14 protein-coding genes and 1 tRNA gene are annotated in these 13,388 nt (G+C 61.2%); 9 read left to right on the plus strand and 6 right to left on the minus strand.

Going from position 1 to position 13,388, the window contains the following annotated elements; genetic code table 11:
- The first annotated feature begins 482 nt into the window (after positions 1 to 482).
- From ACOQFT_RS06185 to ACOQFT_RS06200, 4 genes are all read left to right on the plus strand, one after another.
- Complete coding sequence (locus tag ACOQFT_RS06185; RefSeq protein ID WP_421597084.1) at positions 483 to 1,235, plus strand: 5-oxoprolinase subunit B family protein; 753 nt, start codon at positions 483 to 485, stop codon at positions 1,233 to 1,235.
- Positions 1,232 to 2,230: a biotin-dependent carboxyltransferase family protein gene (locus tag ACOQFT_RS06190; RefSeq protein ID WP_421597085.1), complete on the plus strand. Its 999-nt coding sequence runs from the start codon at positions 1,232 to 1,234 to the stop codon at positions 2,228 to 2,230. The genes ACOQFT_RS06185 and ACOQFT_RS06190 overlap by 4 nt, the downstream gene beginning before the upstream one ends.
- A 12-nt stretch (positions 2,231 to 2,242) precedes the next feature.
- Positions 2,243 to 3,004 (plus strand): LamB/YcsF family protein, encoded by a 762-nt coding sequence (locus ACOQFT_RS06195; RefSeq protein ID WP_421597086.1) that lies wholly within the window; start codon positions 2,243 to 2,245, stop codon positions 3,002 to 3,004.
- A gap of 151 nt (positions 3,005 to 3,155) precedes the next feature.
- The gene (locus tag ACOQFT_RS06200) at positions 3,156 to 4,403 is read left to right on the plus strand and encodes a hypothetical protein (protein WP_421597087.1); all 1,248 of its coding nucleotides are present in this window, start codon (positions 3,156 to 3,158) and stop codon (positions 4,401 to 4,403) included.
- Positions 4,404 to 4,474: 71 nt separating this feature from the next.
- Here the strand turns inward: ACOQFT_RS06200 and ACOQFT_RS06205 are convergent, their stop codons facing one another.
- Positions 4,475 to 5,857 carry a D-alanyl-D-alanine carboxypeptidase family protein gene (locus ACOQFT_RS06205; RefSeq protein WP_421597088.1) on the minus strand — a complete coding sequence of 461 codons (1,383 nt, stop codon included), beginning with the start codon at positions 5,855 to 5,857 and terminating at the stop codon, positions 4,475 to 4,477.
- A 280-nt stretch (positions 5,858 to 6,137) separates the two neighbouring features.
- Positions 6,138 to 6,839, minus strand: a complete 702-nt coding sequence (locus ACOQFT_RS06210; protein ID WP_421597089.1) for an HAD family hydrolase — start codon at positions 6,837 to 6,839, stop codon at positions 6,138 to 6,140.
- 114 nt (positions 6,840 to 6,953) lie between these two features.
- On the opposite strand from ACOQFT_RS06210, the gene clpS reads away from it, so the two are divergent.
- Genes clpS through hemF form a run of 4 tightly spaced genes read left to right on the plus strand, consistent with a single transcriptional unit; the run spans position 6,954 to position 10,001 of the window.
- Positions 6,954 to 7,280, plus strand: coding sequence for an ATP-dependent Clp protease adapter ClpS (gene clpS, locus ACOQFT_RS06215; protein WP_421597090.1), 327 nt, complete (start codon positions 6,954 to 6,956; stop codon positions 7,278 to 7,280).
- A 27-nt stretch (positions 7,281 to 7,307) separates the two neighbouring features.
- Positions 7,308 to 8,273 (plus strand): methyltransferase, encoded by a 966-nt coding sequence (locus ACOQFT_RS06220; RefSeq protein WP_421597091.1) that lies wholly within the window; start codon positions 7,308 to 7,310, stop codon positions 8,271 to 8,273.
- 37 nt (positions 8,274 to 8,310) lie between these two features.
- A complete protein-coding gene (locus tag ACOQFT_RS06225) occupies positions 8,311 to 9,111 on the plus strand; it encodes an SDR family NAD(P)-dependent oxidoreductase (protein WP_421597092.1) in 801 nt (266 codons plus the stop codon).
- 5 nt (positions 9,112 to 9,116) lie between these two features.
- Positions 9,117 to 10,001, plus strand: coding sequence for an oxygen-dependent coproporphyrinogen oxidase (gene hemF / locus ACOQFT_RS06230; RefSeq protein WP_421597093.1), 885 nt, complete (start codon positions 9,117 to 9,119; stop codon positions 9,999 to 10,001).
- A 7-nt stretch (positions 10,002 to 10,008) separates the two neighbouring features.
- Here hemF and ACOQFT_RS06235 read toward each other — a convergent pair whose 3' ends face one another.
- The 4 genes from ACOQFT_RS06235 to modA all read right to left on the minus strand — a co-directional run bounded on the left by ACOQFT_RS06235 (position 10,009) and on the right by modA (position 13,081).
- Positions 10,009 to 10,416, minus strand: coding sequence for a hypothetical protein (locus ACOQFT_RS06235; RefSeq protein WP_421597094.1), 408 nt, complete (start codon positions 10,414 to 10,416; stop codon positions 10,009 to 10,011).
- A 95-nt stretch (positions 10,417 to 10,511) separates the two neighbouring features.
- Complete coding sequence (gene modC / locus ACOQFT_RS06240) at positions 10,512 to 11,609, minus strand: molybdenum ABC transporter ATP-binding protein (RefSeq protein WP_421597095.1); 1,098 nt, start codon at positions 11,607 to 11,609, stop codon at positions 10,512 to 10,514.
- Entirely contained in the window at positions 11,606 to 12,298 is a 693-nt protein-coding gene (modB, locus tag ACOQFT_RS06245) for a molybdate ABC transporter permease subunit (RefSeq protein ID WP_170445866.1), read from the minus strand. Before modB ends, modC begins: the two co-directional genes overlap by 4 nt.
- A 3-nt stretch (positions 12,299 to 12,301) precedes the next feature.
- On the minus strand, positions 12,302 to 13,081 hold the full coding sequence (gene modA, locus ACOQFT_RS06250) for a molybdate ABC transporter substrate-binding protein (protein WP_421597096.1): 780 nt from the start codon (positions 13,079 to 13,081) through the stop codon (positions 12,302 to 12,304).
- 218 nt (positions 13,082 to 13,299) lie between these two features.
- Between modA and ACOQFT_RS06255 the strand changes: the two genes are divergently transcribed.
- Positions 13,300 to 13,375 (plus strand) — tRNA-Val (locus tag ACOQFT_RS06255).
- Positions 13,376 to 13,388: the final 13 nt, after the last annotated feature.

The raw sequence follows: 13,388 nt of genomic DNA on the forward strand, positions 1-13,388 counted from the left end.
CCCACCGTCTCTCCGATGCGTCTCAACCGTCTCTCCGGCCCGTCTCCATCGTCTCTCCGATGCGTCAGCGCCGCCTCAGCAGCGCCGGTGAAGGGGGTTCTAAGTATAACCAGCACTAGCCGCAAGTGGAAAATCACGTCCCACGCAATTTTTTTGCATTTTCTTTATTTTATTAACTTTTTCAAATGCTTAATCACCACGCCGGCAGGACAACTCCCTCCAAATCACCCAAAAGCCGGAGATACAACACAGAGCCCCTACCCGGGCACGTCGGCACCCACCCTATATATAGTGAGTCCGTCCGCCGCACCCACAAGGCCAGCCCGACTCGGTCGCCAGAAACCGATTCAGTTTTCGGTCGACTTTGCCGAACCGACTCGCATTTTGGATGTGGAAAGAGACCCCGGCCAGTGCCCGGGGCTTGCGCATTAGCTCCGGATAATATCACTTCGCTGCATAGAAACGTCCGAACGCATTGAGATATGATACCCAAGCAGGCTGCCTCTTTCCCGCGCATACGAACCGTTGGCCTGGACGGTCTTTTGGTTTCGTTTGCCGATACGATGGCGGAACCCTCCAATCGCGCCGCCCTCGCGTTCCGCAATGCTATCGATTCTCGGAACTGGGAGGGTGTGGAGGAGACTTCGGCCTCTCTTGCTTCGGCCTATGTCCGGTTTGATCCACTTCGCCTGCCACACTCAGAGATCCAGGTGCGGCTTGAGCAGATGATGAAGGAGCAGGACTGGTATCAGGCATCGCTGCCCGCCGGGCGTCGTCTGTGGAATGTGCCGACCGTCTATGGTGGCCAGCTTGCGCCGCAATTGGATGAGGCCGCCGCCGCCGCGGGGCTATCGCCCAACGAAGCCGTCAATCGCCTGAGTAATACCCGTGTTCGTGTCCTGACCATCGGCTTTGCACCCGGTCAGCCCTATCTCGGCCCACTGGGGCCCGAGTTTAACATTCCGCGCCTCAAGGAACTGACCCCGATGGTGCCTGAAGGGGCGCTGGTCTTGGCGATCTCTCAATTCGTGCTGTTTTCGGGGCCGACCCCTACCGGCTGGCGACATGTGGGCCAGACCGCGTTTCGGTGTTTCCGTCCCGAAGCCAAGCAGAGCTTTGCCCTGCGCCCCGGGGATGAGATGCAATTCCTTCCGGTCAGCCGGGACGCGTTGGAAGCGATCCGCGCGGCCAAGGACGGCACAGGCGGGGCGACTTGCACGGAGATCCCCGCATGAGCTTGCTGGTGCATCAAATCGGACCGGCCTGCACGGTGCAGGATCAGGGGCGCACGGGATATCTGGATCAAGGCCTGTCGCGGTCCGGCGCGGCGGATCAGCTGGCCCTGCATGAAGGTGCGGCACTGTTGGGACAAGGCCCGGATTGCGCCGCCTTGGAAATGGCGGGCATGGGCGGCATGTTCGAGGCCACTCAGCCGGTCAGCATCGCCCTGACCGGCGCGCCGATGCAGGCGAATATCGATGGCAGCCCGGTTGTCTGGAATGCGTCTCATACTCTGGAGGCCGGGCAGAGGCTGACCGTCGGTGCGGTGATGCAGGGGACCTATGGTTATCTGCATGCCAAAGGCGGTATCGATGCGCCACTTTTTCTGGGGTCACGCGCGACCCACCTGACCGCAAAGGTCGGGCGCGCGGTTCAGGCGGGTGATATGCTTCCGACCCGTCCACACGCGGACAATGTCAACATGAAGCTGCAACCCGATGAACGGTTCGCCGGAGGCACCCTGCGCGTGGTCGCCAGCTTTCAGACCCCCTTGTTCGATCAGGACACGCTGGATCGATTTACCCGGACCGTGTTCCGGCGCGGGGCGCGGGCGAACCGGATGGGAATGCAGTTGGACAGCGACGGCGTAGGGTTCGCCGCCAAAGGTCAGTTGAACATCCTGTCCGAGGTTATCACCCCCGGCGACATCCAGATGACCGGCACCGGCAATCCCTTTATCCTTCTGCCCGAATGCCAGACCACCGGAGGCTACCCTCGCATCGCCACCGTCCTGCCCTGTGACCTGCCCCGCGCGGCGCAGACTCCGGCGGGCGGTCAGATACGGTTCAAATTCGTGACCATGGACGAGGCCGTCGCCCTGCACGCGGCCTATCTGGCCGAACTGGCGCGGCTGCGGGCACGGGTCGAACCTCTGGTGCGTGACCCGCATGAAATCCCGGACCTGTTGTCCTACCAATTGATCGGCGGAATGATCTCTGCCACCGAGTAAGGAGTGTTGCCGATGCCCAGCGTCGATCTGAATGCCGATATGGGGGAAAGTTTTGGCCCATGGAAGATGGGTGATGATGAGAGCCTGCTGAAGATCATCACCTCGGCCAACATCGCCTGCGGTTTTCACGCAGGCGACCCGGACGTGATGGCACAGACGATGACACTGGCGGCCGAAAACGGGGTGGGCATCGGCGCGCATCCCGGTTTTCCCGACCTGCAAGGGTTTGGTCGGCGCAATATGAAGGTGCCGCATGACAGCTTGCGCAATCTGGTGCGCTTTCAGCTCGGCGCGGCGATGGGGATGGCCAAGGCGGTCGGCACCGAAGTCCGACACCTGAAACTGCACGGCGCACTGGCAAACATGAGCTCGGCCGATATCGGCATGGCGCGGGCCTGCTATCAGGGCGCGCTGGATGTGGACCCGGATATCATCGTCATGGTTCTGGCCGTCACCAAACAGGAAGAGGCCGCACGCGAGCTGGGCTGCAAATGGGTCGGAGAGATATTTGCTGACCGCGCCTATAATGATGACGGCACGCTGGTGGATCGCAGCCTGCCCGGCGCGGTGATCCACGACCCTGACCTGGCCGGGCCCCGCATCCTGAACATGGTCCGCGAGGGCGCGATCATTACCGAATCCGGTAAGCGATTGGACACCTCGATCGACACGATCTGCCTGCACGGCGATGGCCCGACAGCGGTGCAAATCGCCCGGTCGGTGCGCAAGAACCTGATCGACGGCGGCGTCGAGGTGGCAAAATTCACCCGATAGCCATGCGGATGTAAGACCGGCACCTCATCTTCTTACTGTTGCCCGCTTGGTTTTCTGCCCCTAGCATGCCTGCAAGTGCATGTTCTGATTATTGGAAATCCAGGCAAGGCCACGCCCGACTGCCGCCGGGTATGCGCAAGGAGGTGTCTTAATGTCTTTCGATTTGATGTCTTACCAACCCCGCGGGGACAAGAAGAACTCGGACTTTTTCAACGAGTACCTGCCGATGATCTACGAACGGCGCACCAGTTCGGGCGTGGCCGATCAGGTCGGGCCGATGCGGGCGATCGTCATTCAGGTGGAAACCACGGCGCTGTTCGATACGCTGATCGAGCTTTATGTGATGACCCCGTATCGCCACTCGGCCACTTACATGGGGCAGACCCACAAGTTTTCGGTCCTGCATTCGCATTCCGATTACCCGACCATGATCGTCATGGCCCCGCTGAACCCCGACTTTGAGGACTTCATCCCGCGCATCAACAGGATGTACCCGCTGGCGCGCAACACGCCGCAGACCCGCTATGTCGGAGAGATTTACGGGGCGACCGATCTGAAGACCCTGACCAAGACACTCGAAGCCCTGAACATCCGCTTTGAATATAGCGGCGATACCGAGAACCCGTTCTACACGCAGGATGGGTTCCGCTTTACCACCCCTTCCGATTTCACCTGCAACCGGGTTGGATATTCAACGCTGGATTTCAACGACACCGACAGCCTTGGGTTGGGTGATCGCGTGCTTCTGAGCGATGCGGAACAGGCGCAGCTGGATCGGGCCGCGGCATTTGGATCGGACAGCAATATCTCGCCCCTGATGCTGGGCATTGACCACCTTGCCACCCGCATTCTGGCAGGTGAGCGTGAGGACGCGATCCTCGAGTTCCTGACCATGGTGCCTTATTATTTCTGGGGGGCGTACAACATTTTCGACATGAATTCATCGACCAATGTGAACCGGAATGCCAATGTCGATGACGACAAGAAGTCACCAGCCAAGGTCTTCACCGCCAACAATACCCCATCCTTCGTCAATTCCTTCGAGCAGTTGCCGATGCCGACCGAGGATTTCGTCCGCAATTTCGGCCGTCGTCTGCATCACATGGCGGTTGAGATTCAGGATGGCGATCACAATGCCGGGGAAAAGAATGTCGATTTCGTGGTCAATACGCTCAAGGACAAGGGCGTGCCCTTCCTGGCGCATGTGGTGGGGGAATGCAAAGACGACCCGAACCTGAAACAGATCTTCTCGAAACACTCGAAAAACACGCTGCTGATCACCGAGTATATCGAACGCTGCCACCACTATGACGGCTTCTTCACCAAGGATAATGTGGCCGCCCTGACCGCCGCTGCGGGGCAGGATGAACAGTACCAGCACGGGCATGTGTTCGACTGAGGCGCTCCGACAAAAAAAGGCTGCGAGTTTCCTCGCAGCCCAGACCCATTCAGGAGAGAATATGTCGGATCTTATGACGGTCCGATCATGAAACATGTGACATTGCGGGCCTGAAGCCTGCGACAGGCCAGATCAGCCTGTTCGCGGGTCATGCCCTGAAACGTCGCCTCGAACCCGCGCGAGCTTTGGTTCACCTTGCGCAGGGTTCCTTCCAGAGTGGTCATTTCCGACAGGGCGGTTTTCAGCAAAACCTTCTCGGCCTCGTATCGGGTGGTATAGCGGCCCACATTGACGCCCCACAAATGCCCGCCGGATGTGGACAGCCGGGTAACAATTTCCTGTTCGGGCTCGGGCTGCACGTTCGGATCGGTCGATGCCAGAACCAGGTTTTCCGGACGTGCGGCTGGCCGCGTTGTGTCGTCGGTTGCAGTCTGGATATCCGCAGCCGCGATGGCCGCCGCGATCCCGTCCTGAATGCGCGTGCCGTTCTCGGCGGCGGTGGCGGCAACGGTGCCGGCCACCTGTACGGCGGCGCCCGGTCCGGGACGCAGCACCGGCCGCAGGCTGGTTTTCGGCGCGCCGGTCGCGGCCGCAACCGTCGCACCCAGCCCAACATTCCCGGCATAGGCCGGACGGGCGGGTTTGCGGATCGGTGCCCGCGATGGTGCCCGGCGGAAGCCCATGTCCAGCAGCTCGGCCACTTTGGCGTTGCGCGATGCACCGGATTTGCCGCCAAACACGGTGGCGATGATCCGTTCATCCTTGCGCTTGGCCGAAGCCACAAGGTTGAAACCCGCAGCGCGGGTGTAGCCGGTCTTGATCCCATCCGCACCTCTATAGGCGGCCAACAAACGGCGGTTTGTATTCGGAACCGTCTTGATCCCGGCATGGGTCGATTGCCGCGAGAACAGGTTGTAGTACTGCGGGTAATCATACAGCAGGTGACGGCCCAGCGTGGTCATGTCCCGCGCAGTGGACAAGTGACCCGATTCGGTCAGGCCATGCGCGTTCTTGAAGGTCGTGCGGCTCATGCCCATCGCCTTGGCGGTGCGGGTCATACGGCGGGCAAAGGCGGCCTCGGACCCGCTGATGGCGATACCGATGGCTGTGGCGGCGTCATTGGCCGACTTCACCGCAGCAGCGCGGATCAGATAGCGGAACGCGATCTTCTGCCCCGTGCGCAGACCCAGTTTTGAGGGCGGCTCGGACGAGGCTTTCTTGGTGATACGAACCTGCGTATCCAGGTCAATCTCACCGTTTCGCACCGCCTCGAACGCGATGTAGAGCGTCATCATCTTGGTCAGAGAAGCCGGATGCAGCCGTGTGTCGGCGTTGCGCGAGTGCAGCACCTCTCCGGTCCGTGCATCAATCACCATTGCCGCATAGGGCGCGGCCACCCCTTGCAACGGCGCAAAGGAGAGCAGCCACAAGAATGCTATAAGGAATAAGCCCATTCGGGCCGGAACTGTCCGCCGAACCTGCACGATCTTTGCCTCTGTCTACCTCGGGCCGCCGGGTTTTCCCGGTCAGCTTGAAATTATTTTATTGCTTTAGAGGCTAGCACAGAGACCCAATGAAATAAACCAAAAGCTCGTCAAATCGCTATTTGGTTACGCTTTGGAAGGCATACAACATATGGCCGAACACGCGCCCTGCCCCACCACATCCATGAATATGACCAGAAAATGCCGCCGCACCGCACCGAATTTTGGGAACTGAGGCCATTCGGCAACATCAGCCGAGCTGCTGAACAAGGTCCGAGAGCTGACCCAAGTCCTGCAATTCACGGTATCGTGGGTTTTCCGACGGCGTTTCAGCCTGTTCGACCTCCCAGACCAGCCCATGCGGCACATACACGCCCCAGCACCCGGCCTGAATCGGCGCCACCACATCGGACCGCATCGAATTGCCGACCATCATCGCCGAGGCAGGTCCGCCCTCATACTGGTCGAAAATATGCCGGTATGTCTGCGGCGTCTTCTCGGATACGATTTCGACCCCGTCGAACAGCTCACCCAACCCCGACTGCGCAAGTTTGCGTTCCTGATCGATCAGATCGCCCTTGGTGATCAGCACCACCTGATGAGTCTCCGTCACGCCCTCGATCGCCTCGCGCGCATGGGGCAGCAGTTCTATCGGGTGGGCCAACATCTCTTGCCCGGCCTCAATGAGCTGGCGGATGACCGAGGCCGGAACCCGGTCATTGGTGACCTCGATCGCGGTTTCGATCATCGACAGGGTAAAGCCTTTGATTCCGTACCCGTAGTGACGGATGTTGCGCTTTTCGGCCGCCAGCAGGCGCTCCAACAGATGGTCCTTCTCGGCATGATCTGCCAACAAATCGGTGAAATGCACCTGTGTCAGCTGAAAAAAACGCTCGTTGTGCCACAAAGTATCATCCGCATCAAAGCCGATTGTGGTAAGGTTTTGACCCATGTTGAATACGTCCTGCTGGCTCTTTTCTCTGGCCGGTACGACGTTATATAAGCGCACAGATAAACCGAAGCCTGAATCGGACAGTAGAACGCGATGCTTGAACACCAATGGATCATGTCTGACAAACCGGAGGACGACGATGATGCGGATTCGTCTGTCCTGGTGCAGACGCGCCCCAAGACCAAGCGCCCACCGCTGTACAAGGTTCTGCTGCTGAATGACGACTACACCCCGATGGAGTTCGTCGTGCATGTGCTGGAGCGTTTCTTCAGCATGACCCACGCACAGGCGTTCGAGATCATGCTGACCGTCCACAAGAAAGGCGTCGCGGTCGTGGGCGTGTTCAGTCATGAGATCGCCGAAACCAAAGTGGGGCAGGTCATGGATTTTGCCCGCCGGCATCAGCATCCCCTGCAATGCACCATGGAGCGGGAAGAGTAAGCCCGCGCTGCTCTTTCGATATCGCTCATGTCCCCTCGTCTTGATCTTGCCCTGCAAAGCGGCCTTTCGCTGTCGCAACCGTTGACGGTGTTTGGGCCGACCACAGCCAGTGACCTGTCGGCCTTGCCGCGCGAAACGCAGGTGGTGCAGCCGTTCAAACCGTTTCACGATCACTTCGCCAATCAGGGGTTCGCGGTCGTGGCAGAGGCGGACACGCCCTGTCAGGACGCCATCGTGTTCCTGCCCCGCGCCAAGGCGCTGGCCCGTTCAATGGTTCATCAGGCCTGCGCTCGCGCCAGCGGAGTTGTTGTGGTGGACGGAGCCAAGACCGATGGCGTTGACAGCCTGCTGAAAGACATCCGCAAGCGCGTTTCGGTCGAGGGGCCGATTTCCAAGGCGCATGGCAAGATCTTCTGGTTTCAGTCGGATACGCGGGCCTTTGCGGACTGGGCCGCGCCCGAGCATCAGACCGCAGACGGCTTTCAGACCGCGCCAGGAGTGTTCTCGGCAGATGGCATTGATCCGGCTTCGGCGCTGTTGCTGGCGGCGCTGCCCGACAAGCTGGGCGCCCGAGTCGCAGACCTTGGCGCGGGTTGGGGGTTCCTGTCCGCCGGGCTGCTGCAGGCTGCGGGCCTGAAGGCCCTGCATCTGGTCGAGGCCGACCACACCGCCCTGACCTGTGCCCGCACCAATGTGGCCGACCCGCGCGCTCAGTATCACTGGGCCGATGCGGTGACCTGGCGTGCGTCTGAGCCCATCGACACGGTGGTAATGAATCCGCCCTTCCACACCGGCCGCAGCGCCGAACCCGAGCTTGGGCAAGGCTTCATCCGGGCGGCTGCCAAGAACCTGACCCGCAACGGTTCTCTGTGGATGGTAGCGAACCGTCACCTGCCTTATGAGGCCGTTCTGACCGACGCTTTTGCCCATGTTGAGGAAGTGACCGGCGACAATCGGTTCAAGGTCTTTCACGCCTCTCGCCCTCGGCGGTGATCCCGGCTAACCTGCGCCGCAACTCAGGAGAATACGCATGTCCTTTTCCATAGCTGGCAAAACCACAATCGTGACCGGCGGGGCCAATGGTGTCGGGCTGGCCATCGGGCGCCACTTTGCCGATGCAGGCGCCAATGTGATGTTTGCCGATATGGACGAAAAGCGGCTGACCGAAGAACTGGGCGAGCAGGCCGATGACAGCAACATCCGGTTTTTCGCCGGTGACCTGCGCGAAAAGCTGACCATCGCCAATCTGCTGTCAGCGACCATCGACGCGTTCGATCAGGTGGATATCCTGATCAACGGCGCACGGCAGGTGATCCCCTCCGATCCGCTGGATACCGAAGATGACTCGGTGCGCACCCTGCTGAACCAGAACCTGATGCCCGCCCTGCGGCTGAGCCAACTGGTCGCCAAACGGATGATCAAACAGGCCGGTGAAGAAAACGAAAACCCGGCCGGGTCGATCATCAATTTGTCCTCGATTGCAGCCCGGCGCACGCACCCTGACCTGATGGCCTATTCCGTATCAACCGCCGCGTTGGATCAGATGACCCGCTCGCTGGCGGTGGCGCTGGCCCCGAACCGTATCCGGGTAAACTCGATCGCACTGGGGTCAGTGATGAGCGCCTCGCTGCAATCCACTCTGAAAGAGAACCGCGACTTCCGCGACGATATCGAAAAGCACACCCCACTGGCCCGGATCGCAGCACCCACCGAACTGACCGAGACGGCGCAGTATCTGGCCTCGGACGCTGCCGGGTTCATCACCGGACAAATCCTGACCATTGACGGCGGCCGCACCCTGCTGGATCCCGTCGCAGCCCCGGCCCACTGATCCCCATGTTCGATACCGAAAAAACCACCGCCTCTGCCTGGTTCCGCCAACTGCGTGATGAAATCGTCACCGCGTTCGAAGCCCTGGAAGTCAGCCACGACACCGGGCCGTTTTCGGATGCCCCTGCTGGTCGGTTCGAAGTCAAGGAAACCACGCGCCAGTCCGAAGACGGCTCGGACGCGGGCGGCGGGTTGATGTCGGTGATGCGTGGTGGCCGCGTGTTCGAAAAGGTCGGCGTCAATATCTCGACCGTTTACGGCACGCTTGGCGCCCGCGCGCAGCAGGCGATGGCCGCCCGCAAAGGTATTCCCGGCATGGCCGATGATCCGCGGTTCTGGGCCTCGGGCATTTCCCTGGTCGCGCATATGCAGAACCCGCATGTTCCGGCGGTGCATATGAACACCCGCATGTTCTGGACGCCGCACGCGTGGTGGTTCGGCGGTGGGTCGGACCTGAACCCCTGTATCGAGTATGATGACGACACCGCCCATTTCCACGCCACGCAAAAGGCGCATCTGGACCCGCACGGGCCGGGGCATTATCCGCGCCTCAAGAAGTGGGCCGACGAGTATTTCTTTATCCCGCACCGCAAACGCGCCCGTGGGGTCGGCGGCATTTTCATGGATGATTACTGTACCGGCGACTGGACCGCGGATTTTGCGCTGACGCAGGATATCGGTCGGGCCTTCCTGCCCGCTTTCCTGCCCTTGGTCGAAAAACGCCGCGTTCAGGCTTTTGACGACAACGACAAGAACGCCCAGCTGGTGCATCGCGGCCTGTATGCCGAATACAATCTGGTTTACGACCGGGGCACCAAGTTCGGGTTGGAAACCGGCCACGACCCGGATGCGGTGCTGATGAGCCTGCCGCCAATGGCAAAGTGGGTCTGACGCGCGCTCAGAAATCAAAATCCATGAAGTTGTCGTAGCAGTAGTTCTGGGCCTGAACCGCTGACATGTTCGCTCCGACCCGTTTGACCGTTACGGAGTATCCCGGCTTGGTGTCGGCACCCGGAGGTGGTGTCAGGGAAAACTGCACTGTCCGCACACCTGGTTCGTAGGCTTTGAAGATATAGATGCGCTGAGAGTTGGGTACTCCCAAAGTCCGAACGGCGAAATCCCCGATCCCGCACCAGTATGTAACCGGCGCTGACGACCCGATGGCTTTCACCGAATAGACGCCGTTCTGCACCGGCGTGATTTCCGTTCGAAACTGGGGTCTGACCTGCAGACCAAACCCAACAGCCTGTGCAATGCCCGGCAACAGAACCAACGCTCCTACGCCAAATAACTTGAAAAATTGCATGGTTATTATCCTCAAACGCAATCGCTTTTCGCCTAAGATGATAGTCGACGCGGGGGATGAGTAAAGTCGGAGCACTCTGCCCCCTTGTTTTGGGCTCAGCGGGTGCTCAGCCGACCGCCAACGTCCTGCGGTGCCAGGGCAACCGTCTTGATCACCGCATAACAGGGCTTGCCCGGCTCCAGCCCCAGCGCCTCGACCGAGCGGCGGGTGACGCGGGCCAGCACCGGCCCAGCCGGGGTACGGACCGAGACGATCGCCCCCGGCCCGTCGCCCGCACGGATCGTATCGACCGCGCCTTCCAACATGTTCAGGGCCGAAAGCCCCTCGGGCCGTTTGTTGGACAGGATAACCTCTTGCGCAGGAATGCGGATGCGCAGCTCTTCCCCCACCTGATGCGGGATGCGTGGCAGGAACAGGCGCGCGCCGCCGGCATCCAGTTCGGTCAGCCCATCGGCGTGATGGTCCCGGACACGCACATTCAGCACCGCCCCCACGGCGCGAACCCCTGCCGGGGCGATCGACGGATCGGCCATCACCTCGGACGCCGGGCCGTGCCGCACCGCCTTGCCGTCCTGAAGCGCGACCACCGAGGTCGCCAGCCGCGCGACCTCTGCCGCGGAATGGGTGACGTAGAGAATCGGCACCGAGACCTCATCCCGCAGCCGTTCGAAATAGGGCAGGATCTCAGCCTTGCGCGCGTCGTCCAGCGCGGCCAAGGGTTCATCGGCCAGAATCAGGCGCGGGCTGGCCAGCAGGGCGCGGCCAATGGCGACGCGCTGCTTTTCCCCGCCCGACAGACCCGCGGGGCGGCGCTCCAGAAGATGGCCGATGCCCAACATCTCGATCACCTTGTCCGGCTCCTCGCGCCGCGCGCGTTTCGGCGCGAACCAGCGGCCATAGGACAGGTTCTGCAGCACGGTCAGATGCGGGAATAGGCGGCCTTCCTGAAAGATATAACCCAAGCGCCTGCGATGCGGTGGCAGCCAGTGGTTCTGCTCGATATCGAACAGCTCCCACCCGTCGACGGCCACACGCCCGGCCTGGGGACGCAGCAACCCGGCCACGGCGTTGACCACGGTGGTCTTGCCCGACCCGGACCGCCCGAACAGAACCGTCACCCCCGAGGGCGCGTCAAAGCTGAGGTCCAGCGTGAGGTCGGGCAGATCGTGTTGCAGGCGGACGGACAGGCTCATGACCCGGACACCCTGGCTGCGGCGCGGCGGCCAACATATTCCGACAGCAACAGTGCCCCCATCGCGATGATGATCGAGACCACCACCAGCCGCGTCGCCGCGCTTTCGCCCCCCGGCACCTGCAGGAAAGCATAGACCGCCGAGGGCAGGGTCTGGGTCTGGCCGGGAATGTTCGAAACAAAGGTGATCGTGGCCCCGAACTCTCCCATCGCTTTGGCAAAGGCGAGGATGGCACCGGCGATCACTCCGGGCAGAATCATCGGCAGAGTGACGGTGGCAAAGACAAAGGGGCGCGACGCGCCCAGTGTTGCCCCGGCCTGCTCCAGCTTGGGGTCTACCGCCTCGATCGACAGGCGGATGGCGCGCACCATCAGCGGAAAGGCCATGATCCCCGCCGCCAGCGCCGCGCCGGTCCAGCGAAAGGCCACGACAATGCCGAACTCGGCCAGCACCTTGCCCAGCGGGCCCTGGATTCCGAAGGTCAGCAGCAGCAGGTACCCGGTCACCACCGGCGGCAGGATCAGCGGCAGATGCACCAGCCCGTTCAACAGCTGTCGACCGGGAAAGCGCCAGCGGGCCAGCGCGTAGGCCACGAAAATGCCAAACGGCAAGGTCACCAGCGTCGCCCAGAAGGACACGCGCAACGACAGTCTGAGCGCCTCAAGCTCTGCCGGTCCCAGCCATCCCATTTGTCAGCGCCCCGGTAGGGCAAAGCCCTGTTCTGTAAAAACTTCGCGGGCCGCATCCGATTGCAGGTGATCCAGAAACGCCCGTGCTTCAGTTCTGCCGGACGCGGTCACCGCTGCGGGGTAGATGATCGGCGGATGCAGATCGGGCGGGAACGAGGCCACAACCTGAACCCGGTTTTCGACCCGCGCATCCGACTGGTAGACGATCCCCAGCGGCGCGGCCCCTGCCGCAACCAGCGCAAGCGCCGCGCGGACATTGTCGGTTTGCGCGATCCGTGTCTGCACATCCTCCCACAGCCCCAGGTTCTGCAGCGCCGCCTTGCCGTAAATCCCCGCCGGCACCGCATCGACCAGCGCCATTGCCAGATGCCCGCTGCCCAGCCTTGCGGGCAGATCTATATCCGGCTGCATATGGCCAATCTGATCCTGACCCGCATTCCCGATCAGAACCAACCCGTTGCCCAGCAAATCCACCCGCGAGCCGGCATCGATCAGTTCCTGATCCTGCAGAACATCCATCCAATCCACATTCGCCGAAATGAAAAGATCCGCAGGGGCTCCAAGTTGAATTTGCCGCGCCAAAACGGATGAAGCCGCATAAGACACCGTCACGTCATGTCCGGTCTGCTGTTCGAAATCCGGTGCGATCTCGTCCAGAGCGTTTTTCAGGCTGGCGGCGGCGAAAACCAAAACCTCTCCCGCTCCGGCCCGGATCGGAGCCAGCGTCAAAGTGCCCAACACCAAGGCCGCGATTGCACATCGGCGGGCAAGGGACAGGATCATGTGGTCTCCCGTCTGGAAGGTTACAGTCCCTTCGGGGATATCTGAGGGCGCATAGGACACGCAAGCGCCTTTCCCGTGGCCGAGGGCGCAGCCTGCGGAAAAGGAACGCAATTTACGAAGGGCAGGATCAACGAATACCGCCTGCGCGGCGTTGCATCAAAGAAATTGTGCCAGACCCTCTTGCGCCCGCGCGCAGGCTTGGCTACATGCACCGTCACGGGTGATTAGCTCAGTTGGTAGAGCGCTTCGTTTACACCGAAGATGTCGGGAGTTCGAGTCTCTCATCACCCACCATTCCAACACATTG

This window comes from Ruegeria sp. MALMAid1280 (assembly GCF_049195285.1).
Taxonomy (GTDB): domain Bacteria; phylum Pseudomonadota; class Alphaproteobacteria; order Rhodobacterales; family Rhodobacteraceae; genus Ruegeria.

Bases quoted from the DNA above. Each gene is read 5' to 3' on its own strand.
- ACOQFT_RS06205 (WP_421597088.1), bottom strand. From the start codon at position 5,857: ATGGGCTTATTCCTTATAGCATTCTTGTGGCTGCTCTCCTTTGCGCCG.
- ACOQFT_RS06200 (WP_421597087.1), top strand. From the start codon at position 3,156: ATGTCTTTCGATTTGATGTCTTACCAACCCCGCGGGGACAAGAAGAAC.
- clpS (WP_421597090.1), top strand. From the start codon at position 6,954: ATGTCTGACAAACCGGAGGACGACGATGATGCGGATTCGTCTGTCCTG.
- ACOQFT_RS06220 (WP_421597091.1), top strand. From the start codon at position 7,308: ATGTCCCCTCGTCTTGATCTTGCCCTGCAAAGCGGCCTTTCGCTGTCG.
- hemF (WP_421597093.1), top strand. From the start codon at position 9,117: ATGTTCGATACCGAAAAAACCACCGCCTCTGCCTGGTTCCGCCAACTG.
- modA (WP_421597096.1), bottom strand. From the start codon at position 13,081: ATGATCCTGTCCCTTGCCCGCCGATGTGCAATCGCGGCCTTGGTGTTG.
- ACOQFT_RS06210 (WP_421597089.1), bottom strand. From the start codon at position 6,839: ATGGGTCAAAACCTTACCACAATCGGCTTTGATGCGGATGATACTTTG.
- ACOQFT_RS06195 (WP_421597086.1), top strand. From the start codon at position 2,243: ATGCCCAGCGTCGATCTGAATGCCGATATGGGGGAAAGTTTTGGCCCA.
- modC (WP_421597095.1), bottom strand. From the start codon at position 11,609: ATGAGCCTGTCCGTCCGCCTGCAACACGATCTGCCCGACCTCACGCTG.
- ACOQFT_RS06235 (WP_421597094.1), bottom strand. From the start codon at position 10,416: ATGCAATTTTTCAAGTTATTTGGCGTAGGAGCGTTGGTTCTGTTGCCG.
- ACOQFT_RS06225 (WP_421597092.1), top strand. From the start codon at position 8,311: ATGTCCTTTTCCATAGCTGGCAAAACCACAATCGTGACCGGCGGGGCC.
- ACOQFT_RS06190 (WP_421597085.1), top strand. From the start codon at position 1,232: ATGAGCTTGCTGGTGCATCAAATCGGACCGGCCTGCACGGTGCAGGAT.
- modB (WP_170445866.1), bottom strand. From the start codon at position 12,298: ATGGGATGGCTGGGACCGGCAGAGCTTGAGGCGCTCAGACTGTCGTTG.
- ACOQFT_RS06185 (WP_421597084.1), top strand. From the start codon at position 483: ATGATACCCAAGCAGGCTGCCTCTTTCCCGCGCATACGAACCGTTGGC.